At 67.2% G+C, this 25,081-nt stretch carries 28 protein-coding genes; 25 read left to right on the top strand and 3 right to left on the bottom strand.

Features of this window, described 5'->3' with window-relative positions:
* Positions 1-50: 50 nt before the first annotated feature.
* The 5 genes from OG203_RS13275 to trmD all read left to right on the top strand — a co-directional run bounded on the left by OG203_RS13275 (position 51) and on the right by trmD (position 2,961).
* Positions 51-797 (top strand): class I SAM-dependent methyltransferase, encoded by a 747-nt coding sequence (locus OG203_RS13275; protein ID WP_405165951.1) that lies wholly within the window; start codon positions 51-53, stop codon positions 795-797.
* 212 nt (positions 798-1,009) lie between these two features.
* The gene (rpsP, locus tag OG203_RS13270) at positions 1,010-1,447 is read left to right on the top strand and encodes a 30S ribosomal protein S16 (protein WP_405165950.1); all 438 of its coding nucleotides are present in this window, start codon (positions 1,010-1,012) and stop codon (positions 1,445-1,447) included.
* On the top strand, positions 1,447-1,689 hold the full coding sequence (locus OG203_RS13265) for an RNA-binding protein (protein ID WP_011210690.1): 243 nt from the start codon (positions 1,447-1,449) through the stop codon (positions 1,687-1,689). Before rpsP ends, OG203_RS13265 begins: the two co-directional genes overlap by 1 nt.
* Complete coding sequence (gene rimM / locus OG203_RS13260; RefSeq protein WP_405165949.1) at positions 1,690-2,214, top strand: ribosome maturation factor RimM; 525 nt, start codon at positions 1,690-1,692, stop codon at positions 2,212-2,214.
* Between the two features lie 54 nt (positions 2,215-2,268).
* Positions 2,269-2,961: a tRNA (guanosine(37)-N1)-methyltransferase TrmD gene (gene trmD / locus OG203_RS13255; protein WP_405165948.1), complete on the top strand. Its 693-nt coding sequence runs from the start codon at positions 2,269-2,271 to the stop codon at positions 2,959-2,961.
* A 54-nt stretch (positions 2,962-3,015) separates the two neighbouring features.
* Here the strand turns inward: trmD and OG203_RS13250 are convergent, their stop codons facing one another.
* Positions 3,016-3,867 carry a LuxR C-terminal-related transcriptional regulator gene (locus tag OG203_RS13250; protein WP_405165947.1) on the bottom strand — a complete coding sequence of 284 codons (852 nt, stop codon included), beginning with the start codon at positions 3,865-3,867 and terminating at the stop codon, positions 3,016-3,018.
* A gap of 88 nt (positions 3,868-3,955) precedes the next feature.
* Here OG203_RS13250 and OG203_RS13245 point away from each other — a divergent pair, with 88 nt between their 5' ends.
* The 7 genes from OG203_RS13245 (at position 3,956) to OG203_RS13215 (ending at position 12,498) form a co-directional block, all read left to right on the top strand.
* Positions 3,956-5,572, top strand: coding sequence for an AMP-binding protein (locus tag OG203_RS13245; RefSeq protein WP_405165946.1), 1,617 nt, complete (start codon positions 3,956-3,958; stop codon positions 5,570-5,572).
* Positions 5,572-7,197: an AMP-binding protein gene (locus OG203_RS13240; protein ID WP_405165945.1), complete on the top strand. Its 1,626-nt coding sequence runs from the start codon at positions 5,572-5,574 to the stop codon at positions 7,195-7,197. Before OG203_RS13245 ends, OG203_RS13240 begins: the two co-directional genes overlap by 1 nt.
* Before the next feature lie 110 nt (positions 7,198-7,307).
* Positions 7,308-7,772: a hypothetical protein gene (locus tag OG203_RS13235; protein WP_405165944.1), complete on the top strand. Its 465-nt coding sequence runs from the start codon at positions 7,308-7,310 to the stop codon at positions 7,770-7,772.
* Between the two features lie 224 nt (positions 7,773-7,996).
* Positions 7,997-10,396 (top strand): Tex family protein, encoded by a 2,400-nt coding sequence (locus tag OG203_RS13230; RefSeq protein ID WP_405167865.1) that lies wholly within the window; start codon positions 7,997-7,999, stop codon positions 10,394-10,396.
* A 24-nt stretch (positions 10,397-10,420) separates the two neighbouring features.
* Positions 10,421-11,317, top strand: a complete 897-nt coding sequence (locus tag OG203_RS13225) for a hypothetical protein (RefSeq protein WP_405165943.1) — start codon at positions 10,421-10,423, stop codon at positions 11,315-11,317.
* A gap of 98 nt (positions 11,318-11,415) precedes the next feature.
* A complete protein-coding gene (locus tag OG203_RS13220) occupies positions 11,416-11,982 on the top strand; it encodes a DUF6817 domain-containing protein (RefSeq protein WP_405165942.1) in 567 nt (188 codons plus the stop codon).
* Between the two features lie 81 nt (positions 11,983-12,063).
* Positions 12,064-12,498, top strand: coding sequence for a DoxX family protein (locus OG203_RS13215; protein ID WP_405165941.1), 435 nt, complete (start codon positions 12,064-12,066; stop codon positions 12,496-12,498).
* Here the strand turns inward: OG203_RS13215 and OG203_RS13210 are convergent.
* Positions 12,469-12,939, bottom strand: a complete 471-nt coding sequence (locus OG203_RS13210) for a hypothetical protein (RefSeq protein ID WP_405165940.1) — start codon at positions 12,937-12,939, stop codon at positions 12,469-12,471. The genes OG203_RS13215 and OG203_RS13210 overlap by 30 nt on opposite strands.
* Before the next feature lie 75 nt (positions 12,940-13,014).
* On the opposite strand from OG203_RS13210, the gene OG203_RS13205 reads away from it, so the two are divergent.
* The 12 genes from OG203_RS13205 (at position 13,015) to OG203_RS13150 (ending at position 21,880) form a co-directional block, all read left to right on the top strand.
* Positions 13,015-13,581 (top strand): helix-turn-helix domain-containing protein, encoded by a 567-nt coding sequence (locus OG203_RS13205; RefSeq protein ID WP_405165939.1) that lies wholly within the window; start codon positions 13,015-13,017, stop codon positions 13,579-13,581.
* Between the two features lie 161 nt (positions 13,582-13,742).
* Positions 13,743-14,084 carry a 50S ribosomal protein L19 gene (gene rplS, locus OG203_RS13200; RefSeq protein ID WP_029893064.1) on the top strand — a complete coding sequence of 114 codons (342 nt, stop codon included), beginning with the start codon at positions 13,743-13,745 and terminating at the stop codon, positions 14,082-14,084.
* A gap of 77 nt (positions 14,085-14,161) precedes the next feature.
* Positions 14,162-14,932 carry a signal peptidase I gene (gene lepB, locus OG203_RS13195; protein ID WP_405165938.1) on the top strand — a complete coding sequence of 257 codons (771 nt, stop codon included), beginning with the start codon at positions 14,162-14,164 and terminating at the stop codon, positions 14,930-14,932.
* Between the two features lie 80 nt (positions 14,933-15,012).
* Positions 15,013-15,774 (top strand): signal peptidase I, encoded by a 762-nt coding sequence (gene lepB, locus OG203_RS13190; protein WP_405167864.1) that lies wholly within the window; start codon positions 15,013-15,015, stop codon positions 15,772-15,774.
* Between the two features lie 79 nt (positions 15,775-15,853).
* Positions 15,854-16,609 carry a ribonuclease HII gene (locus OG203_RS13185; RefSeq protein ID WP_405167863.1) on the top strand — a complete coding sequence of 252 codons (756 nt, stop codon included), beginning with the start codon at positions 15,854-15,856 and terminating at the stop codon, positions 16,607-16,609.
* Positions 16,610-16,655: 46 nt separating this feature from the next.
* Complete coding sequence (locus OG203_RS13180) at positions 16,656-16,961, top strand: DUF2469 domain-containing protein (RefSeq protein WP_011210678.1); 306 nt, start codon at positions 16,656-16,658, stop codon at positions 16,959-16,961.
* Between the two features lie 145 nt (positions 16,962-17,106).
* On the top strand, positions 17,107-17,463 hold the full coding sequence (locus OG203_RS13175; RefSeq protein WP_405165937.1) for a YraN family protein: 357 nt from the start codon (positions 17,107-17,109) through the stop codon (positions 17,461-17,463).
* A complete protein-coding gene (locus OG203_RS13170) occupies positions 17,463-18,971 on the top strand; it encodes a YifB family Mg chelatase-like AAA ATPase (RefSeq protein ID WP_405165936.1) in 1,509 nt (502 codons plus the stop codon). The genes OG203_RS13175 and OG203_RS13170 overlap by 1 nt, the downstream gene beginning before the upstream one ends.
* The gene (dprA, locus tag OG203_RS13165; RefSeq protein WP_405165935.1) at positions 18,968-20,173 is read left to right on the top strand and encodes a DNA-processing protein DprA; all 1,206 of its coding nucleotides are present in this window, start codon (positions 18,968-18,970) and stop codon (positions 20,171-20,173) included. The genes OG203_RS13170 and dprA overlap by 4 nt, the downstream gene beginning before the upstream one ends.
* Positions 20,174-20,237: 64 nt before the next feature.
* Positions 20,238-20,477: a ribbon-helix-helix protein, CopG family gene (locus tag OG203_RS13160; RefSeq protein WP_405165934.1), complete on the top strand. Its 240-nt coding sequence runs from the start codon at positions 20,238-20,240 to the stop codon at positions 20,475-20,477.
* Complete coding sequence (locus tag OG203_RS13155; RefSeq protein ID WP_405165933.1) at positions 20,474-20,908, top strand: PIN domain-containing protein; 435 nt, start codon at positions 20,474-20,476, stop codon at positions 20,906-20,908. The genes OG203_RS13160 and OG203_RS13155 overlap by 4 nt, the downstream gene beginning before the upstream one ends.
* 48 nt (positions 20,909-20,956) lie before the next feature.
* Positions 20,957-21,880 (top strand): tyrosine recombinase XerC, encoded by a 924-nt coding sequence (locus OG203_RS13150; protein WP_405165932.1) that lies wholly within the window; start codon positions 20,957-20,959, stop codon positions 21,878-21,880.
* A gap of 820 nt (positions 21,881-22,700) precedes the next feature.
* Here OG203_RS13150 and OG203_RS13145 read toward each other — a convergent pair.
* Positions 22,701-24,158 (bottom strand): MFS transporter, encoded by a 1,458-nt coding sequence (locus OG203_RS13145; RefSeq protein ID WP_405165931.1) that lies wholly within the window; start codon positions 24,156-24,158, stop codon positions 22,701-22,703.
* Positions 24,159-24,212: 54 nt separating this feature from the next.
* Here OG203_RS13145 and OG203_RS13140 point away from each other — a divergent pair, with 54 nt between their 5' ends.
* On the top strand, positions 24,213-24,926 hold the full coding sequence (locus OG203_RS13140) for a TetR/AcrR family transcriptional regulator (RefSeq protein ID WP_405165930.1): 714 nt from the start codon (positions 24,213-24,215) through the stop codon (positions 24,924-24,926).
* The last annotated feature ends 155 nt before the right edge of the window (positions 24,927-25,081 follow it).

Raw genomic sequence — 25,081 nt, 5'->3', positions numbered from 1 at the left:
CTGAAAAGTGTTGGGGCGCGAAATCTTTTGGGCTCGATAGAATTGGCCTTGTGACCGCGACCACATCCAGGCGGCGAGCGTCCTACGGCTTCGACGCGCCACCCATCATGCTGATGCTCGGCGTACTCGCGGTCGGCTTCCTGGTCGCCGCGATCGCCAACGCGCTGGTCGGCAACGCCGTACCGGCCTGGCTGACGTTCCTGCTCGGCCTGGCCATGGCCGCGCAGTTCGGACTGTTCCTGCACGCGACCCGGCGCGGCAAGTTCCGCGCCTGGGACGGCCTGCTCGACGACCTCGGACTGCGCGGCGACGAGCGCCTGCTCGACCTCGGCTGCGGGCGCGGCGCGGTGCTGCTCGCCGCCGCGAAGCGCCTACCGGAAGGCCGGGCCGTCGGCATCGACCTGTGGCGTTCGGTCGACCAGTCGGGCAACAGCCTCGCCACCACCGAGCGCAACGCCGTCGCCGAGGATGTCGCCGATCGAATCGAATTGCACACCGGCGACATGACCGCGCTGCCGTTCCGCAACGGCGAATTCGACGTGATCGTCTCCAGCCTCGCTATACACAACATCAAAGCGTCCGCTGGCCGGGCCGCCGCGGTCCGCGAGGCACTGCGCGTGCTGCGGCCGGGCGGGCACCTCGTCCTGGTCGATATCGGCAGGACCGGCGAATACGAGACCACCCTCACCGCTAACGGCGCGCAGACCCTCACCGCGCGTTCCCTCGGCTGGCAGCTGTGGTGGGGTGGGCCATGGATGCGGACCCGCGCCCTCACCGCCGCGGCGCCGACCGCGTGAACGCTCGACTCTCGGGGCGCCTCGAGGGACGCGATTTCGGGGGAACGCTGCCCATCTGGCAGAATGAACAACCGTCCTTCCGGACAAGTGTCAGCCCGTCTCCGGTTACGTACCGCGCGGCGGTCACACACTCCATGCGCTAAACCGGGCTCGCAGACCGTGCGGGTCGCTGAATTGCGCCGTGACCAGACTATGAAAGAGGCAGAACAAGCATGGCTGTTCGCATCAAGCTCACCCGCTTGGGCAAGATCCGCAACCCGCAGTACCGCATCGTCGTCGCCGATGCCCGCACCCGCCGGGACGGCCGGGCCATCGAGTCCATCGGCCTGTACCACCCGAAGGAAGAGCCGTCGCTCATCGAGATCGATTCCGAGCGCGCTCAGTACTGGCTCGGTGTCGGCGCGCAGCCGACCGAGCCCGTCCAGCGACTGCTGGAGATCACCGGTGACTGGCAGAAGTTCAAGGGCCTGCCGGGCACCGAGGGCACGCTGAAGGTCAAGGCCGAGAAGACCTCCAAGCTCGACCTGTTCAATGCCGCGCTCGCCGCCGCCGACAACGCCCCCACCGGCGAGGCCGTCACCCCGAAGAAGAAGGCCGCCAAGAAGGAAGAGGCCGCCGAGGCGCCCGCCGCTGCCGAGGCCGCTGAGTAATGAGTGCAGTCGTCGCCGATGCCGTGGAACATCTTGTTCGCGGCATCGTCGCCAATCCCGATGACGTCCGCGTCGAGCTGATCACCGGCCGCCGCGGACGCACCGTCGAGGTGCACGTGCACCCCGACGACCTGGGCAAGGTGATCGGTCGCGGCGGTCGTACCGCGACCGCGCTGCGCACCCTCGTCGCCGGTATCGGCGGCCGGGGCATCCGGGTCGACGTGGTCGACACCGATCAGTAGATGGAACTTGTCGTAGGACGGGTCGCCAAGTCGCACGGCGTGCGCGGCGAACTGGTCGTCGAGATACGTACCGATGAGCCGGAAGCCCGGTTCGCGCCGGGCAGCACGCTGCGCGGACGGCTTGCGCGATCCAAGGAAGTCCGCGACTTCACCGTGGAGTCGGCTCGAGAGCACTCGGGCCGACTTCTGGTGTTTCTCGCCGGTGTCGCCGGCCGGGACGCGGCCGATGCGTTGCGCGGCACGCTGTTCTTCGTTGACAGCGCGGACCTGCCGCCGTCCGGCGACCCCGACGAGTACTACGACCACGAACTCGAGGGGCTGACCGTCCAGCTCACCGACGCCACCGTGGTCGGCACCGTCAGCGAAGTACTGCATTCCGCTGCGGGAGAACTGCTTTCGGTGAAAGCCGCCGAGGACGGCCGGGAGATCCTTATCCCGTTCGTCACCGCCATCGTGCCCACCGTGTCGCTCGCGGACCGGCTGATCGTCATCGATCCGCCTGAAGGACTCCTCGATCCGGAATGAGGGGGTGGGCACGACGTCTACCTACTCGATGTCCCGCAGAACACGGGGGATTACATGAAACTCGACGTTGTCACGATCTTCCCGGAATACCTCGAGCCGCTGCGAACGGCGTTGCTGGGCAAGGCCATCGATAAGGGCCTGATCTCCCTCGACGTGCACGACCTGCGCGGCTGGACCCACGACGTGCACAAGTCCGTCGACGACTCACCCTACGGCGGTGGACCGGGCATGGTCATGAAGCCCACCGTGTGGGGCGACGCACTCGACGAGGTCTGCCCCGACGACGCACTGCTCGTCGTCCCGACGCCCGCCGGTGTCCCGTTCACCCAGGAGACCGCGCAACGCTGGGCCACCGAAGACCACCTCGTCTTCGCCTGCGGCCGCTACGAAGGTATCGATCAACGCGTCTTCGACGACGCGGCCCGCCGAGTTCGCGTCGAAGAGGTCAGCATCGGCGACTACGTCCTCATCGGCGGCGAAGCGGCCGTCCTCGTCATGACCGAAGCCGTCGTCCGCCTGCTGCCCGGCGTCCTCGGCAATCAGCAGTCCCACCAAGAGGATTCGTTCTCCGACGGCCTCCTCGAAGGCCCAAGCTACACCCGTCCCGTCACTTGGCGCGACCTCGAGGTCCCCCCGGTGCTCCTGTCCGGTGACCACGCGAAGGTGGCCGCGTGGCGCCTCGAACAATCCCTCGAGCGCACCCGAGAACGTCGCCCAGATCTCCTCCCCGACGCCAACGCGAACTGATTCCCCAGTACGCCAACGACATTCGCTAAATGGGCGTGGCCCCTTGAATCCGTCTCAGGGGAGTAGCCCGTGGCGGCGGGCGGTGACGACGGCTTCGTGGCGGGAGTGGGTGTCGAGCTTGGTCATGGCGTTGCGGAGATAGCTCTTGACGGTTTCCGGGGACAGCGAGAGGCGTTGGGCGGCTTCCTGATTGGAGCAGCCAAGGGCGATTTGCGAGAGGACGTCCAGCTCGCGTCGGGACAGGTGGGGCGCGTCGGGGAGGGGATCGCCGACCATCACTCGAGTCAGGCGTTCGCAGACGGTATGGAGGCGGCTGCGGAGGTGGTCGTCGGCGGCGGTGCGGGCCATGCCGCGAAGTTCGGCGTGGATATCGCGGAGTTCCTCGGCGACGGCTGGGGCGGCACCCGGGGTGGGGGTGGTCGTCTCGAGCAGACGCAGGCGGCGGTCGACCTCGTCGCGGATGGTGATTTCAGCGGCAAGGCGACGCCCGGCCTGGACAACGAGGTCGGCGGTGCGGTCGCCGAGCGGACTCACGCCGCGGGTGGCGGCATAGAGGACGGCGCGGGAGCGTTTGTCGACCACCACCGGCACCGCGACGATCGAGCGGAGTCCTTCGCCGGAGACCGGCCCGTCGTAATGGTGGGTGATGGTGGAGGTGTTGACGTAATCGGTCACCGAGGCGGGCCGCCCGGAATCCATCACGCGCCCGCCGAGCCCCGAGGTGCGCAGCACGGACAGCCCGCGCAGTCCATTGGTCAGCGTGCCGAAGAATTCGGAAAGCAACAACGCGTCGTCGTGCACTTCTCCGCCGAACGCAACCGGCACCCGGGCCGCCCCCGCTACCCAGCGGATTTCGGCGCGCAACGCGTCGGCGTCGCGCGGACGCAGCAGTGCGGTGTTGGTCATCGGACTCACCCCTTTTCGGGGGTAGTAGCGGAATCGGTGTGACCCACATCCTATTGGGTGAGCTGGATCACGATGAGGAGTGGCGAAGATGGGCACCGATCTGAACTCGCGGGTGCGCGAACTGCTGGACATGTACGACCGGCCCGAGGCGTCCGCGGCGGAGCTGCTGTGCGACCGGCATCCGGCCGACGCGGTCGCCTTCACCATCGTCGAGCGCGACCTGTCCGCGATCGACCTCACCTACGGCGAACTGCGCGAGCGTTCGGCGCGATTCGCCACGGGGTTGGCCGAACTCGGGATCGCGCAGGGTGATCGAGTCGCGACGTTGATGGCGAAGTCGGCGGATCTGGTGGTGGCGTTGCTCGGGATCTGGCGTCGCGGGGCGGTGCACGTTCCGCTGTTCACCGCGTTCGCGCCGCCCGCCATCGCGTTCCGGCTGACGGCGAGCGGCACATCGATCGTCATCGCCGACGCGGACCAGGCGCCCAAGCTGGCCCCGGGCCCTGACCTGCCCGTCGACGCACCGTGGCAGGTCATCGTCAGCGGTGACGCGCCCGAGGGCACGCTTGGCATGGCGGACCTGCTCGCCGACGACGCGCACAGCGAACCGGCGGTGGTCGGCGGCGATGGACTGCTGGTCGAGCTGTTCACCAGCGGCACCACCGGAACCCCGAAGGGCGTGCCGATTCCGTTGCGCGCGTTGGCTTCCTTCCAGGCGTATCAAGAGTTCGCGTTGGATGTCCGTGCCGACGACGTCTTCTGGAACGCGGCCGATCCGGGCTGGGCGTACGGGCTCTACTGGGCGATCATGGCCCCGCTGGCCAGCGGCGTCCGCAGCATTCTGTTGCACGCCGCGTTCTCGCCGACGCTCACCTGGCAGGTGCTGGAACGTTTCGGCGTCACCAACTTCACCGCCGCGCCGACGGTGTACCGCGCCCTGCGCGCCGACACCATCACGCCGGTGCACGCCACGCTGCGCCGCGCCTCCTCCGCCGGGGAACCGCTGACCCCCGAGGTCGTCGCCTGGTCGCTGGAACATCTCGGTGTCGCCGTGCGCGACCATTACGGGCAGACCGAGCACGGCATGCTCATCTGCAATGCCTGGCACGCCGCGCTCGACGCCGACGTTCCCGCGGGCTCGATGGGCCGCTCGCTGCCCGGTTGGTCCTGTGCGGTGCTGTCCGACGACGCCGACACCGTCGCGCCCACCGGCGAACTCGGCCGGGTCGCCATCGACACCGAAAACAGTCCGCTGCTGTGGTTCCTCGGCTACCTCGACGCCCCGGAACGCACCGCGCAGCGCTACACCCCCGACGGTCGCTGGTATCTCACCGGCGACGCGGGCTCGCAGGACGAGAACGGCTTCTTCCGCTTCTCCGCCCGCGACGACGACGTGATCATCATGTCCGGCTACCGCATCGGCCCGTTCGAGGTGGAGAGCGTGCTCGTGCTGCACGAGCAGGTCGCCGAGGCGGCCGTCGTCGGCATGCCGGACGAACTGCGCGGCGAGGTGCTCGAGGCATTCGTGGTGTTGCGCAACGGTTCTGACGGTAGCGGCGACCTCGCGGCCGCGCTGCAGGATCTGGTGAAGAAGAAGTTCGCCGCACACGCCTATCCGCGCACGGTGCACTTCGTCGAGGAGCTGCCGAAGACACCGAGCGGCAAGGTGCAGCGATACGTGCTGCGGCAGAAGGGAAACAAGTGATGTCGCACCCGAGCTATGCGTCCGGCACCTCCGACATCCCGCTGCTCGGTGACACCATCGGCGGCAACCTCGACCGCACCATCGCCGCCCATCCGGATCGGGAAGCGTTGGTGGACAAGGCAGCCGACCGACGCTGGACCTACCGCGAGCTCGGCACGGCGATCGACGCGCTTGCCAGCGGACTGGCCGTGCGTGGCGTCGGCAAGGGCGACCGGGTCGGCATCTGGGCGCCGAACTGCGCGGAGTGGTTCTTCGTGCAGTACGCGACGGCGAAGATCGGCGCGATCCTGGTCAATATCAACCCGGCCTACCGCACGAGCGAGCTGGAATACGTGCTGCGCCAGGCGGGTGTGCGGGTGCTTGTCGCGGCGCCGGAGTTCAAAACGTCGAACTACGTCGCGATGATCGACGAGGTTCGGTCGAACTGTCCCGTGTTGGAGCAGGTGCTGGTGCTCGGTACGCCGGACTGGGATGCGCTGGCGCGAACGGAGATCGACACGGATCGCTTGGCCTCGCTCGCGGCGGAACTGTCCATCGACGACCCGATCAACATCCAATACACCTCGGGTACAACAGGTTTCCCCAAAGGCGCGACGCTGAGCCATCACAACATCCTGAACAACGGCTTCTTCGTCGGCGAACTGTGCGGCTACACCGAACAGGACCGGATCTGCGTTCCGGTGCCGTTCTACCACTGCTTCGGCATGGTGATGGGCAACCTCGCCAGCACGAGTCACGGTGCGGCGGTGGTGATTCCGGCACCGGCATTCGACCCGGTCGCGACCCTGGCCGCCGTCGAGTCCGAGCGCTGCACCTCACTCTACGGCGTGCCGACCATGTTCATCGCCCTGCTCACCGAATTGGATTCCGCCACAACGGATCTCTCCACCCTGCGTACCGGAATCATGGCGGGCTCGCCATGTCCCGTCGAGGTGATGAAGCGGGTGATCGACCGGATGGGCATGCACGAGGTGTGCATCTGCTACGGCATGACCGAGACCTCGCCGGTGTCCACCCAGACCCGTCGCGACGACGGCATCGACCGGCGCACCGCCACCGTCGGCCGGGTCGGCCCGCACCTCGAGGTCAAAATCGTCGACCCCGCAACGGGTCTCACGGTACCGCGCGGCGAGCCGGGTGAACTCTGCACCCGCGGCTACTCGGTAATGCTCGGCTACTGGAACGACCAGGCCAAGACTACCGAGGCCATCGACACCGCCCGCTGGATGCACACCGGCGACATCGGCGTGATGGACGGCGACGGCTACCTGGCGATCACCGGCCGGATCAAGGACATGGTCATCCGCGGCGGCGAGAACGTCTACCCGCGCGAGATCGAGGAATTCCTCTACACCCATCCCGACATCCTGGACGCCCAGGTGATCGGCGTGCCCGACCCGAAGTACGGCGAGGAACTGATGGTCTGGGTCCGGCTGCGCGAGGGCGCGAAACCGTTGGACGCCAACGCTGTTCGCGACTACTGCGCGGGCAGGCTTGCGCACTTCAAGATCCCGCGCTACGTGCACGTGGTCGACGAATTCCCGATGACCGTCACCGGCAAGATCCGCAAGGCGGAGATGCGCGAGCTGTCCAGAGCACTCCTCGGGTTGGCCGATGAGACCTGAGATCAGGTGCCCCGATTAGTGCGGTCATGTGATCATCCGACGTAACACATAACGTGGGACAAGGTCGTTCGTCGGGGATCTGATTTTTATCTGGTCGCGAAAGGTCTTATATGTCTATCGGTTCGTTGTCACGTGTCCTGTCTTGTGTTATCGCCAGCGCCACACCACTTCTCGTGCTCGCGCCCGCTGCCGTCGCCCAGCCGGGCAGCTCATACCTCTGCGCGGGTCCTTATCCGGCCAGAGATGGTTCCGCAAACTTAGATTCGTGCATTTATGCGGAGGACGGCACGGTACGAGCATTCGGTGAGCTCGAGATCAAAGACGGCACCATCGACAAAACAAATTGCGTCATGTCTGTGCGGGTTATCGATAAAGATGCCTACAAGACCGGGGAGAACGAAGACGTCGCGAACAGCGGTGACTTCCCCTGCTTCAACGGAAGGTATCCATCCCCGCCGTTGACGATGGATATCGCAAAGGCGAGGCCCGGACACGTGTACGTCACTGTCACTACGGTCACCAAGCGCGGGCAAGATCATTTCACTCCTATGTACAGCCCGGAATTGGTCCTGTAGTAGGCGATTCGGCACATGTGCAGGAACTACCGAACCCGGTCGAGCGTGCTCGGCCGGGTTCGGCGCGTCTGGGGGCGCGGGTGGCGAAGTTCGCCGGACCAGCGGACGATGCGGCACGCACGACCCGGTTCCGTCGGGTGTGAGCCTCTTGTCAGGCGGCCCCGGTAGTGTCTCCGGACGTGACGACAGCGCCCGAGACTGTAAGTGCAGAGTCCGACCCCGCCGTGCCCCCACCCGCGACGTCCTCCGGTGTCGCGAGCCAAGCCAGCGTGAACCGTCGCATCGCCGACGAGCTCGCGGTGCGGGAGAGCCAGGTGCGTGCCACCGTCGAGCTGATCGACGGCGGCTCGACCGTGCCGTTCATCGCGCGATACCGCAAGGAGGTCACCGGCGGTCTCGACGACGCGCAACTGCGCCTACTGGACGAGCGTCTGCACTACATCCGCGAACTCGACGAGCGACGCGGCGCGATCCTCGAATCGATCCGTGGCCAGGGCAAACTCGACGACGCGCTGCACCAGCAGATCATGCTCGCCGAGACAAAGGCCCGGCTCGAGGACATCTACCTGCCGTACAAGCCGAAGCGGCGCACCAAGGCACAGATCGCGCGCGAGGCGGGCCACGAGCCGGTCGCCGACGCACTGATCACCGATCCGACCACCGATCCCGCGCAGTACAACGCCGAGCAGCTCGACGGCGCGCGGTCGATCCTGGTCGAGCGTTTCGCCGAAGACGCCGACCTGGTCGGTGAGCTGCGCGAACTGATGTGGAACCGCGGTCAGGTCAAGTCGACCGTGCGCGCGGGCAAGGAGGAGGCCGGCGCGAAGTTCGCCGACTACTTCGAGTTCGACGAGCCGTTCACCAAGCTGCCCTCGCACCGCATCCTCGCGCTGCTGCGCGGCGAGAAGGAAGAAGTGCTCTCGCTGCACCTCGAACCGGACACCGAGGAACTCGAGCCCGGCGAGCGGTCCATCTACGAGGGCCGGATCGCGATCAAGTTCAACATCGCCGAGAAGGGCCGCGCCGCGGATTCGTGGCTGCTCGACACCGTGCGCTGGGCCTGGCGGACCAAACTGCAAGTGAGCCTTGGCATCGACACCAGGATGCGGTTGCGGCAGGCGGCCGAGAAGGACGCCGTCGACGTGTTCGCGGCGAACCTGCGCGACCTGCTGCTCGCCGCGCCCGCGGGCACCCGCACCACCATGGGCCTCGACCCCGGCTACCGGACCGGCGTGAAGGTGGCCGTCGTCGACGCCACCGGCAAGGCGGTCGCCACCGAGGTGATCTACCCGCACAAGCCGCAGGGCCAGACCGAGAAGTCCCTCGCCGTGCTCGGCGCGCTGGTCGCCCGGTTCGGGGTCGAGCTCATCGCCATCGGCAACGGCACCGCCTCGCGCGAGACCGATGCCCTTGCCACCGAGCTGATCTCGCGCATCCCGGAGAACAAGCCGACCAAGATCGTGGTGTCCGAGGCGGGCGCCTCGGTGTACTCCGCCTCGGCATACGCCACGCAGGAACTGCCGGACATGGACGTGTCGCTGCGCGGCGCGGTGTCGATCGCGCGCCGCCTACAGGATCCGCTCGCCGAACTGGTGAAGATCGATCCGAAGTCGATCGGCGTCGGCCAGTACCAGCACGACGTGTCCGAGACGCTGCTCGCGCGTTCACTCGGCGCGGTGGTCGAGGACGCGGTGAACGCGGTCGGCGTCGACGTCAACACGGCCTCGGTGCCGCTGCTGTCGCGGGTCTCCGGTATCGCCGGGTCGGTCGCGGAAAGCATTGTGGCGCACCGCGATCAGAACGGACCGTTCCGCAGCCGGACCGCGCTGCTCGAGGTGCCCCGGCTCGGCCCGAAGGCGTTCGAACAGTGCGCGGGCTTCCTGCGGATCCGCGGCGGCGACGACCCCCTGGACACGTCCTCGGTGCACCCGGAGGCGTACCCCGTGGTCCGGCGGATCATGGAATCGACCGGACGCGACATCACCGAGGTCATCGGCAATACGACCGTGCTTCGCGCGTTGCGCGCCGACGAGTTCACCGACGAACGCTTCGGCCTGCCGACCGTCACCGACATCATCACCGAGCTCGAGAAGCCGGGCCGCGACCCGCGGCCCGAGTTCAAGACTGCGGAATTCGCCGCCGGCGTGGAGAAGGTGGGCGACCTCGAACCGGGCATGGTGCTCGAAGGTGTTGTCACGAACGTCGCGGCGTTCGGCGCGTTCGTCGATATCGGTGTGCACCAGGACGGCCTCGTGCACGTCTCGGCGATGTCGCACAACTTCATCAAGGATCCGCGCGAGGTCGTGAACACCGGCGACGTGGTCAAGGTGAAGGTACTCGAGGTCGATGTGGCCAGGCAGCGCATCGGGCTGTCGCTGCGGCTGGACGACGAGCCCGCGCCGAAGGGCGAACGCGGCGACAATCGGCAGCGTGGGCAAGGTGAGCGCAAGGGTGGCGCGCCCGAGCGGCAGAATGGTGGGCAAGGCAAGAACCAGGCTCGCAATCAAGGACAGCGCACTCAGGGTCAAGGCCAGGCACGCGGCGGTGGCAATCAGCGCCGCAACACCCCGCCGCCGAGTGGTTCGATGGCGGACGCGTTGCGCCGGGCAGGTTTCGGACAGTAGGTCGGACGGAGGTTTCAGGCGGCCATGCGACGGTGGCTCGATGAGGATGTGATCGCGCAGGGCAGGCTTCCGCTGCTGTGCTTCCTTCTAGGGTTCATCGTCGGCTTCCTGTTGATCCGGCTCAGCGTCCGGCTGATCCGGAAACAGGTGCGCTGGTGGCCGGGCAACGTGCGCTCCGGCGGCGTGCACATCCACCACATGGTGTTCGGGGTGATCCTGGTGCTCGCCTCCGGCATCGGCATGGTCACCCTGTACCAGACCGCCGACACCACAACGGCATCCGTGCTCGCCGCCGCCTTCGGTGTCGGTGCCGCGCTGACCCTCGACGAATTCGCGCTGATCTTCTATCTGCGCGACGTGTACTGGGAGGAGCAGGGGCGAACATCGGTGGACGCGGTGTTCGTCGCGCTCGCGGTTACCGGGTTGCTGCTGCTGGGTTTTCATCCGCTGTGGTTGCTCGATATCAACGACTTCCGCCGTGACCCGAGCATGGAAGTCCGGGTCTTCGTCATCGCCTTCGCGGTGGTGAACCTGTGGCTCGCCGCGATCGTCATCGCCAAGGGGAAGATCTGGACCGGCCTGTTCGGCATGTTCTTCCTGCCGCTGCTTGTCGTCGGCGCGTTGCGGTTGAGCCGACCGGGCGCGCCGTGGGCCCGCTGGCGTTACGCGGACCGCCGCCGCCTCATGTATCGCGCCATCGTCCGCGAGCGGCGCTACCGTCGGCCGGTTATCCGCGCCAAAATCTTCGTTCAAGACCTGGTCGCCGGTAAGCCCGACGTCGAACACGTGCGCACCGCCGCCGAGGCCGAGCTGACGCGCACTGTCGTGCCCGCCCCGCCCGCGCCGCACCGCGTTCACCTCTCGCTGTTCGCCTCGGACCACGAGTCCGAACCGGTGGCGCACGCTCCTGAGCGGGACTGAGCGTCTCGCCGCGAGTCCTGTCGGGGCGCTCGGCGGTGATCGCCTCGAATCAGCATGACGCTCTGGCAATTCCGGCGGTGTCGGGCAAGACTGAACGAATGAATGATCTCGGGGAGGAGACATCGCGGCGCGCCAAGGTCGTGCGGTTCTTGGGGGAACGTGGGGCCGGGGCGATAGCGCATCCGGGCGGAACATTGCTGGCTCATCTCGTTCGAGTCGCCGATGTGCTGGCCGAATGGGGCGCTGACCGGGATATCCAGCTCGCCGGACTCTGTCACGCGATGTACGGCACAGACGGCTTCGCTCAGTCCTTGGTCGATCTAGCCGATCGCAAGACCGTTGTGGAGCTGATCGGCGAGCGCGCCGAAGCCCTGGTCTACTTCTACGGAAGCTGCGACCGGACGGCGGTGTATCCACGACTCGACACCCAACCGGTTGTCTTCCGCGACCGATTCACCGGACTCGAATACGAGCCCGCCGACGCCGACCTGCGGGTATTCCTGGAAATCACCGTCGCCAACGAACTCGACGTACTGGCACACAACGCCGACCTCGCCGCCCAGCACGGATCGGCGCTCTACCAGCTGTTCGCCCGTACCAAGAACTACCTGTCCGCACCGGCGTGGCAGGCCTGCCACGCTGAACTCGCCTCGGCCACTTCCTGATCGGCGCGGCAACTCGCCGCTTGTTACCTTCTCGCCCCGCCTTCCGTCAGACAGACAGCACCGACGGAAGGGACGGAAATCATGAACGCCAACACGAAGGACCTCGCACTGCGCGCCACCTACCTGGGTGCCACCGCGTTCGTGCTCACCGAATCCGTAGTCGGCTCCTGCTGGGACATCGCCCGGATCGCTTATGTTCGTGAGGTTTTCGACCGGCTGGAATACCCGATGTACTTCGCGACGATGCTCGGCGTTGCCAAGCTGGCGGCGGTGGCCGCGATCGTGCTGCCCAGCAATCCGCGGGTCGAGGAATGGGCCTATGCCGGACTGACTTTCGTCTACCTCGGCGCGGTGGTGTCGCATCTGTCGGTCGGTGACGGGCCGACGGTATGGGTCGCGCCGTTGGTCTTCGCCGGACTCAGCCTGACGTCCTTGGGCCTGCGCCCGCCTGCCGGTCAGCGCAATCCGCTTGCGCTGCTGCGCCGTTCAGCACGGGCCTCGTCCGGCCAGGTGTAGTTGGTCAGCGAGTGATTCGCCGCGTGCGCGTGCTGGCGCCGCCTGGTCGTTCGGTGTCAGCGCGACGTGCATGCACGCGGTGATCAATGCGGTCTCGGCCACCGCGCAGAGCAGCGATTGCGCCAACGGGGCTCCCGGGTCGGCGGTGACCACGTCGAACCACAGGTCGACCACCGCGATACCGGCGACCGCCGACGCCACCAGCCGCGCTCGGGAGTCGTTGCGGCGCAACAACCCTGTGGTCAATGCGCAACCGGCGGCGAGGAAGAGGTCGAGGCCGACCCACGCCGACGACCAGTTCCGCACCTGCGCGGTGTCCGGCAACGTATTCGCGAGAACGGCCGCCCACGGGATGAGCGCCACCGCGCTGGCGGCGATGAACCAGCGCGCCTTGTCGCGGAGGAAACGGGTTCGGGAAGGGAGGAGTGCTGTCATTCGCATGACGGCAACGCTACGTCCGCAAATAGTTCTTTGCAAACATTTCTTTGCAAAGAAACGTTTGCTATCCTTCCGGCTATGACACCGCGCAAACCTGACGACATGACCAGCGCCGAGCGGACCGCGCTCTACCGCACGCTGGCACACCCCTTGCGCGGTCGCATCCTGCAGTACCTGGGCAAACACGGCGAAGCCAATTCGGCGACGCTGGCCGAGGTGCTCGGCGAGAGCACCGGCAGCACCAGCTATCACCTGCGCAAACTCGCCGAACTCGGCCTCATCACCGAGATCGCGGAGAAATCGGCGGGCCGCGAGCGCTGGTGGAAGTCGCTGCCGTTCGAGCACACCACCCCTGATCCGGCGACCATGGAACCGGCCGAGTACGCGGCGGCGGAGCATCTCGGCAGGCTGAAGACCGGCCACGATATCGATCTCTACCTGCGGGCGGTGCGCGAATGGGCGGGCCCCGACGGCTGGGCACAGGTGCAGCGCACCGGAACCTACATGGCGAAGTCCCAGGTGAGAGAGTTCGTTGAGGAGTACAAGGCGCTGCTCGCGCGCTACAGTTTCAGTCGCGAGGACGCGCCGGCGGAGGCCAAGCCGATGAGCGTTCGCCTGTTCGCGGTACCGGACAACCAGGCCTGATCCGGGGGCCGATTTTCCTCGCGAGCCGCTGATCTGGCACAATACTCAGGTTGCCCTGGGTGAGTCTCTACCCGGCGCACCCCCTTAATCGGAGCATGAACCGGTCGAGCACGTCCCGTGCCGCCAGGGTCCTCTGTTCGCGCGAACCCATAAGGATGGAAATGAACACCCTTGACTTCGTCGACGAGAAGTCGCTGCGCAGCGACGTCCCCGACTTCCGGCCGGGCGACACCCTCAATGTGCACGTAAAGGTCATCGAAGGCTCGAAGGAGCGCATCCAGGTCTTCAAGGGCGTCGTCATCCGACGCCAGGGCGGTGGCATCCGCGAGACCTTCACGGTCCGCAAGGTGTCGTTCGGTGTCGGCGTGGAGCGCACCTTCCCGGTGCACACCCCGAACATCGACCACATCGAGGTCGTCACCCGTGGTGACGTCCGCCGCGCCAAGCTGTACTACCTGCGCGATCTGCGCGGCAAGGCCGCCAAGATCAAGGAAAAGCGCTGACGTAGCTTTCGACGCGTTCGCGCGTCTGGTAGCCCGGCATCGGAACTCAGTTCCGATGCCGGGCTACTGTTTTCGGTGTGACACACCACAGCGAGTCATCGGCGGATTCAGGTGACCGGGGGACAGGGCGGCGCGGCAGGCGACGCGGGAAGAAGCAGCGGCCGTTCTGGCAGGAGTTGCCGGTCCTAGTGGTGATCGCGGCGGTGATCGCCGCGCTACTCGTCAACTTCGTTGGGCGGCCGTACGTGATTCCGTCGGAATCGATGGAACCGACGCTGCACGGGTGCGCCGGTTGCACGGGCGACCGCATCTACGTGGAGAAGCTGAGCTACTACTGGGGCGACCCGAAGCCCGGCGATGTGGTCGTGTTCGTCGGGCCGCCGTCGTGGAACGACACCTACCAGTCGACACGTTCGCACAACTCGGTTGTTCGCGGTGTGCAGAACTTCTTCTCGTTCTTCGGCCTGGTGCCGCCGGATGAGAACGACCTGGTCAAGCGGGTAATCGCGGTCGGCGGGCAGACGGTACAGTGCTGCGACGCGCAAGGCCGGGTCCTGGTGGACGGCAAGCCGGGGGATGAGCCATACGCCCGCTACACCATTCCGTACACGCCCGGCCAAACCTTCGGTGTCGGTGGCGGGCGGGAGTTCGCCCCGATCAAGGTGCCCGACGGCAATATCTGGGTGATGGGCGACAACCGCAACAACTCGCGAGATTCGCGCGCGCACACCAGCGATGACCTGCACGGAACCGTGCCCGTCAGCAACGTCCGTGGCGAAGCGGTGTTCAAGATCTGGCCGCCGGGGCGGATCGGGCCGGTGCGATCGGAGAGTCCGCAACCGAAATAGTGTGACGCCGGTCGCCCGGCGTCGAACGACTCTCAGGGTGCCGGGCTAATCTGTTCGGCGTGGCAGACGAGAGTGGGTCGGTGTCGGTGTCCGATTCGGACGACGAGGGGGTGCGGCGGCGTCGCTTCAGGCGGCGGCGCGAGAAGAAGCAGCGGCCGTTCTGGCAGGAACTGCCGATCCTCGTCGTGATCGCCGCGGTGATCGCCGCGCTGATGGTCACCTACATCGGACGCCCGTACGTGATCCCGTCGCAGTCGATGGAAACCACGTTGCACGGCTGCCCCGGTTGCACTGGCGACCGCATCTACGTGCAGAAGCTGAGCTACTACTGGGGCGACCCCAAGCCCGGCGACGTGGTCGTCTTCGTCGGCCCGCCGTCGTGGAACACCCACTACCAGTCGATCCGCTCGGACAACGCCGCGATGCGCGGTGTGCAGAACTTCTTCTCCTTCTTCGGCCTGGTGCCGCCGGACGAGAACGATCTGGTCAAGCGGGTCATCGCGGTCGGCGGTCAAACCGTTCAGTGCTGCGACGCCCAGGGGCGGGTGCTGGTGGACGGCAAGCCGCTCGACGAGCCGTACGCGCGCTACCTCTTCCCGTACGTCCCCGGCCAGCCCTACGGCCCTGGCGGCGGACGCGAGTTCAAGCCGGTCAAGGTGCCCGATGGCAATATCTGGGTGATGGGCGACAACCGCAACGAGTCCGCCGATTCGCGTGCCCACATCAGCGATGAACTGCAGGGCACGATCCCGGTGGACAACATTCGCGGCAAGGCCGTCTTCAAGATTTGGCCACCGAGCCGGATCGGTCCCGTGCGGTCACAGAACGCCCAAGCGAACTGATCATCAGCGGCCGCAGCATAATTGGACGGTGGGGCAGAGCCGAGTGGTACAGAGCAATGGGTGGCCGCCGCGCGTGGTGATGCGTAAGGCGGGTGGGTTGCGCACGCTCGAAGCGGCGCTGATCCGCAGCGGGCTAGGCCCGGTCGCCGGCGTCGACGAGGCGGGTCGCGGACCGTGTGCGGGGCCGCTGGTCGTCGCGGCCTGCCTGCTCGCGCCCAAGGCCTACGACAAGCTGGCTGGGCTCGACGACTCCAAGAAGCTCACCGAGGCCGTCCGGGAAGAGTTGTACCCGGTTATCGTCCGACTGTCGCTGGCCTGGAATGTGGTGGTCATCCCGGCCTGGGAGATCGATTCGATCGGCATTCACGTCGCCAATATCGAGGGCATGCGGCGCGCGGTCGCCGGGCTCGGCCAGTCGCCCGGTTATGTGCTGACCGACGGGTTCCGGGTGCCTGGCATTCCGGCGCCGTCGCTGCCGGTTGTCGGCGGCGACGCGGCCGCGGCCTGCATCGCCGCCGCCAGCATCCTGGCCAAGGTCACCAGGGACCGGATGATGGTCGATCTCGATGAACGGTTCCCCGGCTATGGTTTCGCGGTCCACAAGGGCTACAACACGCCCGACCACCTCGCCGCCTTGCGCCGCCTCGGCCCCAGCGACGAGCATCGGCGTTCCTGGCGCAATGTGCGGGAGCTGGCGGGCCTGCGACCGGTCGCCGCGGTGGCCGAGCAGGCCGACGCGATGCTCGCGGGCGAGGCCGACCCGATGATGTCCGATGAGTTCCAAGACGCGCGTCCGGATAGCCGAGTGGCTACCGGCGCTACCCATGCGCGATGATGTCAGCACACGACGCAGCGCGGCGAGAAGGAGGACGTCCCACCCGATGAGTGCCGAGGACCTCGAGAAGTACGAAACCGAGATGGAGCTCTCGCTGTACCGAGAGTACAAAGACATCGTCGGTCAGTTCTCGTACGTGGTGGAGACCGAGCGCCGCTTCTACCTGGCCAACTCCGTGGAGCTGCGCCCGCAAAACGCCGACGGTGAGGTGTATTTCGAGGTTCGGATGAGCGATGCCTGGGTGTGGGATATGTACCGCCCGGCCCGCTTCGTCAAACACGTCCGAGTGATCACCTTCAAGGACGTCAACATCGAAGAGCTGGAGAAGCCGGACCTACGCCTGCCGGAGTAGTCGCCTAGCACGGCCTACCGACAACTCGACGCTCCCCGGTGCCAACGCACCGCGAGTTGTGCACAGGGTGCCTGTTATCAACAGGCTTTGTATTTGCCCAGGTCGGCGCCCGAAGCCGAGGCGCGGAGCTGGGCACGCTGGCCGAGTGACAGACAGAAGAGCGCTCGGCGCGCACGGGGAAGAGCTGGCGGCACGGTTCCTGCAGGCGGCGGGGATAGAGATCGTCAGCAGAAACTGGCGATGCAGATACGGTGAACTGGACCTGATCGTCCGGGACGCCCAATTCACCGCGTTCGTGGAGGTGAAGACCCGGTCGGGGCTCGGGTTCGGGATACCGGCCGAGGCGGTCACCTTCACCAAACAACAGCGCATCCGGCGGCTCGCGCTGCTGTGGCTGGCCGAGCAGGACGGCCCGTGGCGGCACATCCGCTTCGACGTCGTCTCGGTGCTGCTGACCCACGGACACGAGCCGGTGATCGACCACCTCAAGGCGGTGTTCTGATGGCGCTCGGCCGGGCCCACTCGGTCGCGGTCACCGGGGTAGACGGGCTACTGGTCGAGATCGAGGCCGATATCGGGCAGGGCCTGCCCTCGGTGCACCTGGTCGGGCTGCCGGATACGGCGCTGCAGGAGTCGCGCGACCGGGTGCGGTCGGCGGTGGCGAACTCGGGGGAGAAGTGGCCGGACGGGCGGGTGATCCTGGCGCTCTCGCCCGCGACGCTGCCGAAGATCGGCAGTGTTTACGACCTGGCCCTTGCGATCGCGGTGCTCGACGCGTCGGGCGCCGTACCGTCGGAGCGACTCGCGAAGACGGTGCTGCTCGGCGAACTCGCGCTGGACGGCCGGGTGCGGCGGGTGCGCGGCATCCTGCCCGCCGTGATCGCGGCCCGCAATGCCGGATGGCCCGCGGTCGTGGTGCCGGAAGCGGCGATGGCCGAAGCCGGATTGGTCGACGGCGTCGATGTTTTCGGGGCGGCGAGCCTGCGCACGGTGGTGGCCTGGCTGCGCGGTGAAGGCACGCTCCCCGAACCGAGTGGGCAGCTGCCCGATCCGGTGCGTACCTGCGGCGATCTGAGCGAGGTGGTCGGGCAGGACGAAGCCAGGTGGGCGTTGGAGGTGGCCGCGGCCGGTGGGCACCACCTGCTGCTCACCGGACCGCCCGGCATCGGGAAAACCATGCTGGCGCAACGTCTTCCTGGGTTGTTACCGCCGTTGTCGGAATCCGAGTCGCTGGAGGTGACCGCCATCCATTCGATGGCGGGGGTGTTGTCCGGCGATCATCCGCTCATCACGATGCCGCCGTTCGTCGCGCCGCACCATTCGACGTCCGTCACTGCGATGGTCGGCGGCGGCTCGGGCACCGCGCGGCCCGGTGCGGTGAGCAGGGCGCATCGTGGCGTGCTCTTCCTCGACGAATGTGCGGAGATCGGCACCAAGGTGCTGGAAGCGATGCGAACTCCGTTGGAGGAGGGCGAAGTTCGCATCGCCCGCCGCGATGGTGTCGCGCGATATCCGGCGCGATTCCAGCTGGTGCTCGCGGCCAATCCGTGCCCGTGCGCGCCCGCTCGGGACGTCGACTGCATCTGCGCGCCGCTCGCTCGGCGTCGCTACCTCGGGAAACTGTCCGGGCCCCTGATGGATCGCATCGACATCTGGGTGCAGATGCGGGGACAGTCCGGCGCCGCGTTCAGCACCGACGAGGCCGAAAGCAGTGCGGTGGTGCGTGATCGGGTCGCCGCGGCCAGGCGGGCGGCGGTGCAGCGGTGGCAGGAGTTCGGCTGGCTGACCAATGCCGAAGTGCCCGGCCATATTCTGCGCCAGCGATTCCGCCTGCCGCAGGAGGCGATCGCACCGGTCGAAACGGCACTGCGCCTCGGACGGATGTCCGCGCGTGGTGCCGACCGTGCCATTCGGGTGGCGTGGACGATCTGTGACCTGCGTGGTGCGGGCCTGCCGACCGCTCAGGATGTGCTGGCGGCGTTGAACTTTCGTCAGCGGGGTGCGCAATGAGTGCGGGGTGGGGCGTCGGCACGGCGGTCGTCACCGGCAGCGCGCTATTCGATGTCGACGCTTACGAGCGGCGGCTGGCGTGGGTGTATCTGTCGCGGGTGGTTTCGGGGCCGTGTGCGGCCCTGTCGGCGTTGATCGAGTCGGTCGGGGTGATCGAGGCCGCACGTGCCGTGCGCGAGTGTGACCTGCCGGAGTCGTTGCGCGGGCCGACGGAGCAGCGGCGCGGAACGGATACGGCCGCACGGGATCTGGACTTGATGGAGCGGATAGGTGGACGGGTCGTGACACCGGACGATCCGGAATGGCCCGCGTGGCGGCTGCTGGGTCTTGCTCAACTCGATTCGGGTCGCGACCGAGACGGTGCGGTGCCGCTTGTGCTGTGGGTGCGCGGCCCGAGGTCGCTGCTGGAATCGAGCGAACGTGCGCTCGCGGTCGTCGGCGCACGATGCAGCAGTGGGTACGGGAATCAGGTCACCGGTGAGATCGCGGGTGACCTCGCGGCCAAAGGCTGGACGATCGTGTCCGGGGCGGCATTCGGGATCGACGGCATGGCCCATCGCGCGGCATTGGCTGTCGGCGGCTCCACCATCGCGGTGCTGGCCTGCGGTGTCGACCGCCCCTATCCTGCACAGCACGACCGGCTGCTTGCCGAGATCGCCGCGACCGGGCTGGTGGTCAGTGAATATCCGCCGGGAACCACCGCACACAAACACCAATTCCTGGCCCGGAATCGGCTCGTCGCCGCCCTGGCCGACGGCGTGCTGGTCGTCGAGGCCGGATTGCGCAGCGGGGCGCGCAACACGGTGAAGTGGGCGCGCCGCCTCGGCCGTCCGGCGCTGGCCGTGCCCGGACCGGTCACGTCGGCGTCGTCCGTCGGTTGTCACCGGATGATCCGCGAAGGCGAAGCCCTGCTCGTCACGCGGGCGGAGGAGGTCATCGACGAAGCGGGGCCGCTGCGCTTGCCATTGCCCGGCTCGACCGCGAGCCCTAAGGATTCCCTGTCCGGCGAGGAAGCCCTCGTCTTCGCCGCTTTGCCGAAGATCGGTTCGCGCACTCCCCGCGAACTGGCCGAGCAGTCCGGCCTGTCGCTGCCTACGGTCCGCGCGGCACTCTCCGCCCTCGAACTCGCGGAGTTCATCGGCACCACCGAGGGCGGTTGGTACCGGAAAGCGACCCACCGCCGCCGGTCCGAGGACACCTGACCGATGCAGCCCACCCCAGAAAAGAAAGCTGACACAAATGTATGGTGCAGGTACCATAACCTCCATGCTGAAAAAGACGACAGTGATGGTCGACGAAGAGGACCTGGCCCTCATCAAGGCGGCTGCCGCGCGGGAGGGCAGGCCCGAGTCCGAGATTTTCCGCGAGGCATTCCACATCGCCGCACTACGCACAAAGCGCTGGGACGAAGACTGGGACATCCCGAGGCTCGAAGGCGGCAGGGCAAGGACCCCCGAGTACATCAAGCAGGTGGTGCACGAGGAGATCGTGCGGCGGAACAGTTGATCGTCATCGGCGATACTTCCGCCCTGGTCGCCGCGTTCGACACGAATGAGCCGGAACACGAAAGTGCGCGCGCCGCACTGGCGGCGGCGTCGCTGACGGTTGTCTGCTCGCTCGTGCTGCTCGAGATCGAGCACATCGTGACCCGAGACTTCGACTGGTCGTCGGCGGCCGTCGTCAACGACTGGCTGCTCGCCCAGGAACCGCTCGGCCGGGTCGCTGTCCCGGCGCTGCCGAGCGACTACCTGCGCAAGGCGCGCAGGGTGCAGGACCGCTACGCCGATTTGCGGCTCGACCTGACCGACGCGGTAAACGTTGTCCTGGCAGCCGAATACGAGACCGACGTGATCCTCACCCTCGATCGCAAGGACTTTCGCGCGATCCGGCCATTGACCGGCGCCAAGGCCTTCCGGGTGCTGCCCGACGACCTCTGATCGGCGCGGTGGCTTGCCAATGATGACGACTGTCGGGACGGTGGTGAGATGGAAGAACTGCCCGAGGACCTGGAAGCGCTGCTGACGGAGTACGGCAGGCACCTGCGGCTCGGACGGAACCGGTCGGCGCATACCGTGCGCGCCTACCTCGGCGACGCGCGCTCGCTGCTGGCACACCTGTACGCCAGGTCTGCGGATTCCGCGGTGCGCGAACTGGATCTGATGTTGATGCGTTCCTGGCTGGCGCAGCAGGCGACTGCGGGGGTGGCCCGAACGACGATGGCGCGGCGGGCCTCCTCGGCCCGGACCTTCACCGCGTGGCTCACCCAAACCGGACGGTTGACCGTCGACCCGGGATTGCGGCTCGGTTCCCCCAAAGCGCACCGGGTGCTACCCGCCGTGCTCGGCCGCCAGCAGGCGCTTGGCGCGATGGATGCCGCGGAATCCGGTGCCGCACAGCATGATCCGATGGCGCTACGGGACCGGTTGATCGTTGAGCTGTTGTACTCCACCGGGATTCGGGTCAGCGAGCTGTGTGGCCTCGACATCGACGACGTCGACCGCGAACGCCGGGTCGTTCGAGTACTCGGCAAAGGCAACAAGGAACGCTCGGCCCCCTTCGGCATCCCCGCTGACGACGCGATCGGCAACTGGCTACAGCACGGCCGCGCCGCCTTCGCGACACCCGAGTCCGGCCGCGCCCTCCTACTCGGCCGCCGCGGTAAACGGCTCGACCAACGCCAAGCCAGAACCGTTGTCCACGAAGTAGTCTCGTCCATCCCCGGCGCCCCCGATATGGGCCCGCACGGCCTACGCCACACCGCGGCCACCCACCTCCTCGAGGGCGGAGCCGACCTGCGCGTCGTCCAAGAACTCCTAGGCCACGCCAGCATGGCCACCACCCAGCTCTACACCCACGTCTCCATCGAACGCCTCAAAAAGGTCCACGACCAAGCCCACCCCCGAGCCTGAGACCCAGCAATCCGCTTGCTGCAGTAGGGTTCTCCGTTGCCGTTGCCGTTGCCGTTGCCGTTGCCGTTGCCGTTGCCGTCGCCCGTCGCTTGTTGGCCGTCGCCCGGTCGCCCGTCGCTTGTTGGCCGTCGCCCGGTCGCCCGTCGCTTGTTGGCCGTCGCCCGGTCGCCCGTCGCTTGTTGGCCGTCGCCCGGTCGCCCGTCGCTTGTTGGCCGTCGCCCGGTCGCCCGTCGCTTGTTGGCCGTCGCCCGGTCGCCCGTCGCTTGTTGGCCGTCGCCCGGTCGCCCGTCGCTTGTTGGCCGTCGCCCGGTCGCCCGTCGCTTGTTGGCCGTCGCCCGGTCGCCCGTCGCTTGTTGGCCGTCGCCCGGTCGCCCGTCGCTTGTTGGCCGTCGCCCGGTCGCCCGTCGCTTGTTGGCCGTCGCCCGGTCGCCCGTCGCTTGTTGGCCGTCGCCCGGTCGCCCGTCGCCTGTCAGCCGTCGCCGGTCGCCGGTCGCCTATTGCCGGTCGCCGGTCGCCTATTGCCCGTCGCCGGTCGCCGGCTGCTCTTTGCCCGTCGGCTGTTGCCCGTTGGCCATCGGCTGTTGCCCGTCAGTCGTTGCCCGTTGCCCGTTGCCCGTTGCTCGTCAGTCGTTGCCTGTCGGCTGCGGACCGGCGCGGTCGCTCACCTGCGGCATGGCAGTCCACGGACGGTGCGTGGGATGCACCGTCCGTGGACTGCCGTCAGCTGCCACCGGCCCGCCACTGCGTTGCGGCACAGCGGGTTTCGCTCGACACCGCCGCCTCTCCCATGGTGCTCGGAGAGGCGGCGGTGACGCCCTACTTATCCGACTTCGACCGGCTCGGCCAGCGGTTCCGCGGGTGTGCGTCGCGGGCGGAGCAGGGTCAGGCCGAGCAACGCGGCCGCGACACAGAACCCGGCGCTGATCCATGATCCGGTGGACATGGCGGCGGTGAAGGCCGCCTTGGCGGGTTCGCCGAAGCCGAGTTGGAATGCGGCACCGATGGATTCGCGTGCCGCGTCGGGTACGTCCGTCGGCATATGGTCGGTGAACACGCCCGCCAGCACGCTGCCGAGGATGGCGATGCTGATCGCCATGCCGACCTGCTGCAGCGTGTCGTTCATGGCCGAGCCGACGCCCGCGTGTTCGAGCGGAATGGCGCTCATGATCGAGGCGTAGGCGGCGGGACCGGCCAAACCGCCGCCGATTCCCATGACCAGCATGCCGACCAGGACCAACAGGTATCCCTCGCTGACGGCGAGGATCGCGAATGCCGCCGCCATGACCAGCAGCCCCGAGACAATGAGCGTCTTGTTACTGAGTGTCTTGCCCAGTGTCGCGCCGAGCCCGTTGCACACCGCGGCGGCCACCGCGTAGGGGAGCAGCGCAAGTCCGGCCTTCATCGGCCCGTAGCCGAGCACGAACTGCAGGTACTGGGTGAGCATCAGCATGACCGCGCCCATCCCGAACACCATCAGCAACAGGGTGAACGCGGTGCCGGTGAAGTCGCGATTGCGAAAAACCGCCAGCGGCAGCATCGGATGCTCCGACCGGCTCTCCCACACCACGAACCCGAGCGCGGTCAACACGGCCAGCGCGATCATGCCGAGGTTCCACTCGCGCTCGATGATCACGTAGACCGTCGAGGCGAGCGCCACGATGGACAGCAGCACGCCGACCAGGTCGACCGGCCGCTGCTCACCGGTGGACTCGGGCATCAGCACCAGCGCCGCGACGATGGCGAGCACCGCGACCGGGATATTGAGCAGAAACACCGACCCCCACCAATAGTGTTGCAGCAGAAAACCACCCAGCGTCGGCCCGGCGACGATGCCGACCATCGAGACGGTGGACCAGGCGGCCATCGCCTTTCGCCGCTCGTCCTCGGCGAAGGTGGTCATCAGGATGGAGATGGTCGACGGCATCAGCAGCGAACCGCCGACACCCATTGCCGCCCGCGCGACGACGACATGCCACGGCTCGGTGGCGAGTACCGCGCCAAGCGAGGCCACGCCGAATACGGCCAGACCGTAGATCAGCATCCGTCGCCTGCCGAATCGATCGGACAGGCTGCCCGCGGTGAGCAGGAGTCCGGCGAAGACGAGCACGTAGGCGTCCAGGATCCACTGCACGTCCGACGGCGTGGTCCCTAGCTCGCGAATCAGCGACGGGATAGCGAGATTGAGCACAGTGCTGTCGAGCATCAGCACCAGCAAGGACAGACAGAGGACACCCAGAATCCACCAACGGCGGGGGTCTCGTACAGTGTTCGATTCCACTCGAACACTGTACGATCAGCTCGAACAATGTGCGAGCGAATATACGATTGGTCGGTGCCCAAGCAGTTCACCTCGGTATGGATCCGCGAACCCCGACAGCCGAAGGCCTCGGGTCTACGCCTCGACCAGATCATCGCCGCCGCCGTCGAGCTCCTCGACGCCGAGGGCCTCGATGCGCTGAGCATGCGCAAAATAGGCGCCAAACTCGACGCGGGCGCCACCAGCCTCTACTGGCATGTCGCGAACAAGGACGAATTGCTGGAATGGGTGCTCGACGAGTTCTGGGGCATGGTCGAGGTGCCGGAGCCCGACGAGGCGCCGTGGCGCGAAGTGTTGTCGAACTTCGCCTACAACTTCCGCGACACCTTGCGCGCCCACCCGTGGGGTGCGTCCCTGATCGGCCGACTGCCAAGCATGGGCCCGAACTCGTTGCGGCTCACCGACCGTCTGCGCCGCACGTACATCCGCATGGGTTTCCGCGGCATCGACACCTACCTCGCCAGCGGCACGGTGATGTCCTACGTACTCGGCGTGGTGACGCCGGAGATCGCCTGGTCCAAAACGTATGGCGACGCCACGATCGACCGGGAGACGGTGATCACGATGATGGAGAGCGTGTCCGGGGACTATCCCGAACTGATGGCGGACTATCGGGAAATCTCGCCGACCGACACCGACGTCGCTCGCGCGATGGCCTTCGATTTCGGACTGCTGTGCATCCTGGACGGTCTCGAACATCGCGTCCCCGGGACTCGACCCGAACGGTAGCGCGTGGCGTCGATCGCCCCGTCCGGGCGAACTCGCGCACCGCGCACTCATCGACGGCCCGGTGCCGCACATGCTTCCGCACCGACCGACTGACCGCAGGCACTCTGCGATCCATGCTGCTGCACGCCAATGGCGACCCTCGGTGCCCGCCCTTT

It is taken from the genome of Nocardia sp. NBC_01499, from assembly GCF_045040275.1.
In the GTDB taxonomy this organism is placed as follows: domain Bacteria; phylum Actinomycetota; class Actinomycetes; order Mycobacteriales; family Mycobacteriaceae; genus Nocardia.
The sequence above is the reverse complement of the archived record's forward strand: the minus strand, read 5'-3'. Positions and strand labels throughout refer to the sequence as shown.

Bases quoted from the DNA above. Each gene is read 5' to 3' on its own strand.
- OG203_RS13205 (WP_405165939.1), top strand. From the start codon at position 13,015: ATGACACCGCGCAAACCTGACGACATGACCAGCGCCGAGCGGACCGCG.
- OG203_RS13250 (WP_405165947.1), bottom strand. From the start codon at position 3,867: ATGACCAACACCGCACTGCTGCGTCCGCGCGACGCCGACGCGTTGCGC.
- OG203_RS13170 (WP_405165936.1), top strand. From the start codon at position 17,463: ATGGCGCTCGGCCGGGCCCACTCGGTCGCGGTCACCGGGGTAGACGGG.
- trmD (WP_405165948.1), top strand. From the start codon at position 2,269: ATGAAACTCGACGTTGTCACGATCTTCCCGGAATACCTCGAGCCGCTG.
- OG203_RS13185 (WP_405167863.1), top strand. From the start codon at position 15,854: ATGCGTAAGGCGGGTGGGTTGCGCACGCTCGAAGCGGCGCTGATCCGC.
- dprA (WP_405165935.1), top strand. From the start codon at position 18,968: ATGAGTGCGGGGTGGGGCGTCGGCACGGCGGTCGTCACCGGCAGCGCG.
- OG203_RS13225 (WP_405165943.1), top strand. From the start codon at position 10,421: ATGCGACGGTGGCTCGATGAGGATGTGATCGCGCAGGGCAGGCTTCCG.
- OG203_RS13265 (WP_011210690.1), top strand. From the start codon at position 1,447: ATGAGTGCAGTCGTCGCCGATGCCGTGGAACATCTTGTTCGCGGCATC.
- OG203_RS13240 (WP_405165945.1), top strand. From the start codon at position 5,572: ATGTCGCACCCGAGCTATGCGTCCGGCACCTCCGACATCCCGCTGCTC.
- rpsP (WP_405165950.1), top strand. From the start codon at position 1,010: ATGGCTGTTCGCATCAAGCTCACCCGCTTGGGCAAGATCCGCAACCCG.
- OG203_RS13160 (WP_405165934.1), top strand. From the start codon at position 20,238: ATGCTGAAAAAGACGACAGTGATGGTCGACGAAGAGGACCTGGCCCTC.
- OG203_RS13245 (WP_405165946.1), top strand. From the start codon at position 3,956: ATGGGCACCGATCTGAACTCGCGGGTGCGCGAACTGCTGGACATGTAC.
- OG203_RS13220 (WP_405165942.1), top strand. From the start codon at position 11,416: ATGAATGATCTCGGGGAGGAGACATCGCGGCGCGCCAAGGTCGTGCGG.
- rimM (WP_405165949.1), top strand. From the start codon at position 1,690: ATGGAACTTGTCGTAGGACGGGTCGCCAAGTCGCACGGCGTGCGCGGC.
- OG203_RS13180 (WP_011210678.1), top strand. From the start codon at position 16,656: ATGAGTGCCGAGGACCTCGAGAAGTACGAAACCGAGATGGAGCTCTCG.
- OG203_RS13150 (WP_405165932.1), top strand. From the start codon at position 20,957: ATGGAAGAACTGCCCGAGGACCTGGAAGCGCTGCTGACGGAGTACGGC.
- OG203_RS13235 (WP_405165944.1), top strand. From the start codon at position 7,308: ATGTCTATCGGTTCGTTGTCACGTGTCCTGTCTTGTGTTATCGCCAGC.
- OG203_RS13215 (WP_405165941.1), top strand. From the start codon at position 12,064: ATGAACGCCAACACGAAGGACCTCGCACTGCGCGCCACCTACCTGGGT.
- rplS (WP_029893064.1), top strand. From the start codon at position 13,743: ATGAACACCCTTGACTTCGTCGACGAGAAGTCGCTGCGCAGCGACGTC.
- OG203_RS13210 (WP_405165940.1), bottom strand. From the start codon at position 12,939: ATGCGAATGACAGCACTCCTCCCTTCCCGAACCCGTTTCCTCCGCGAC.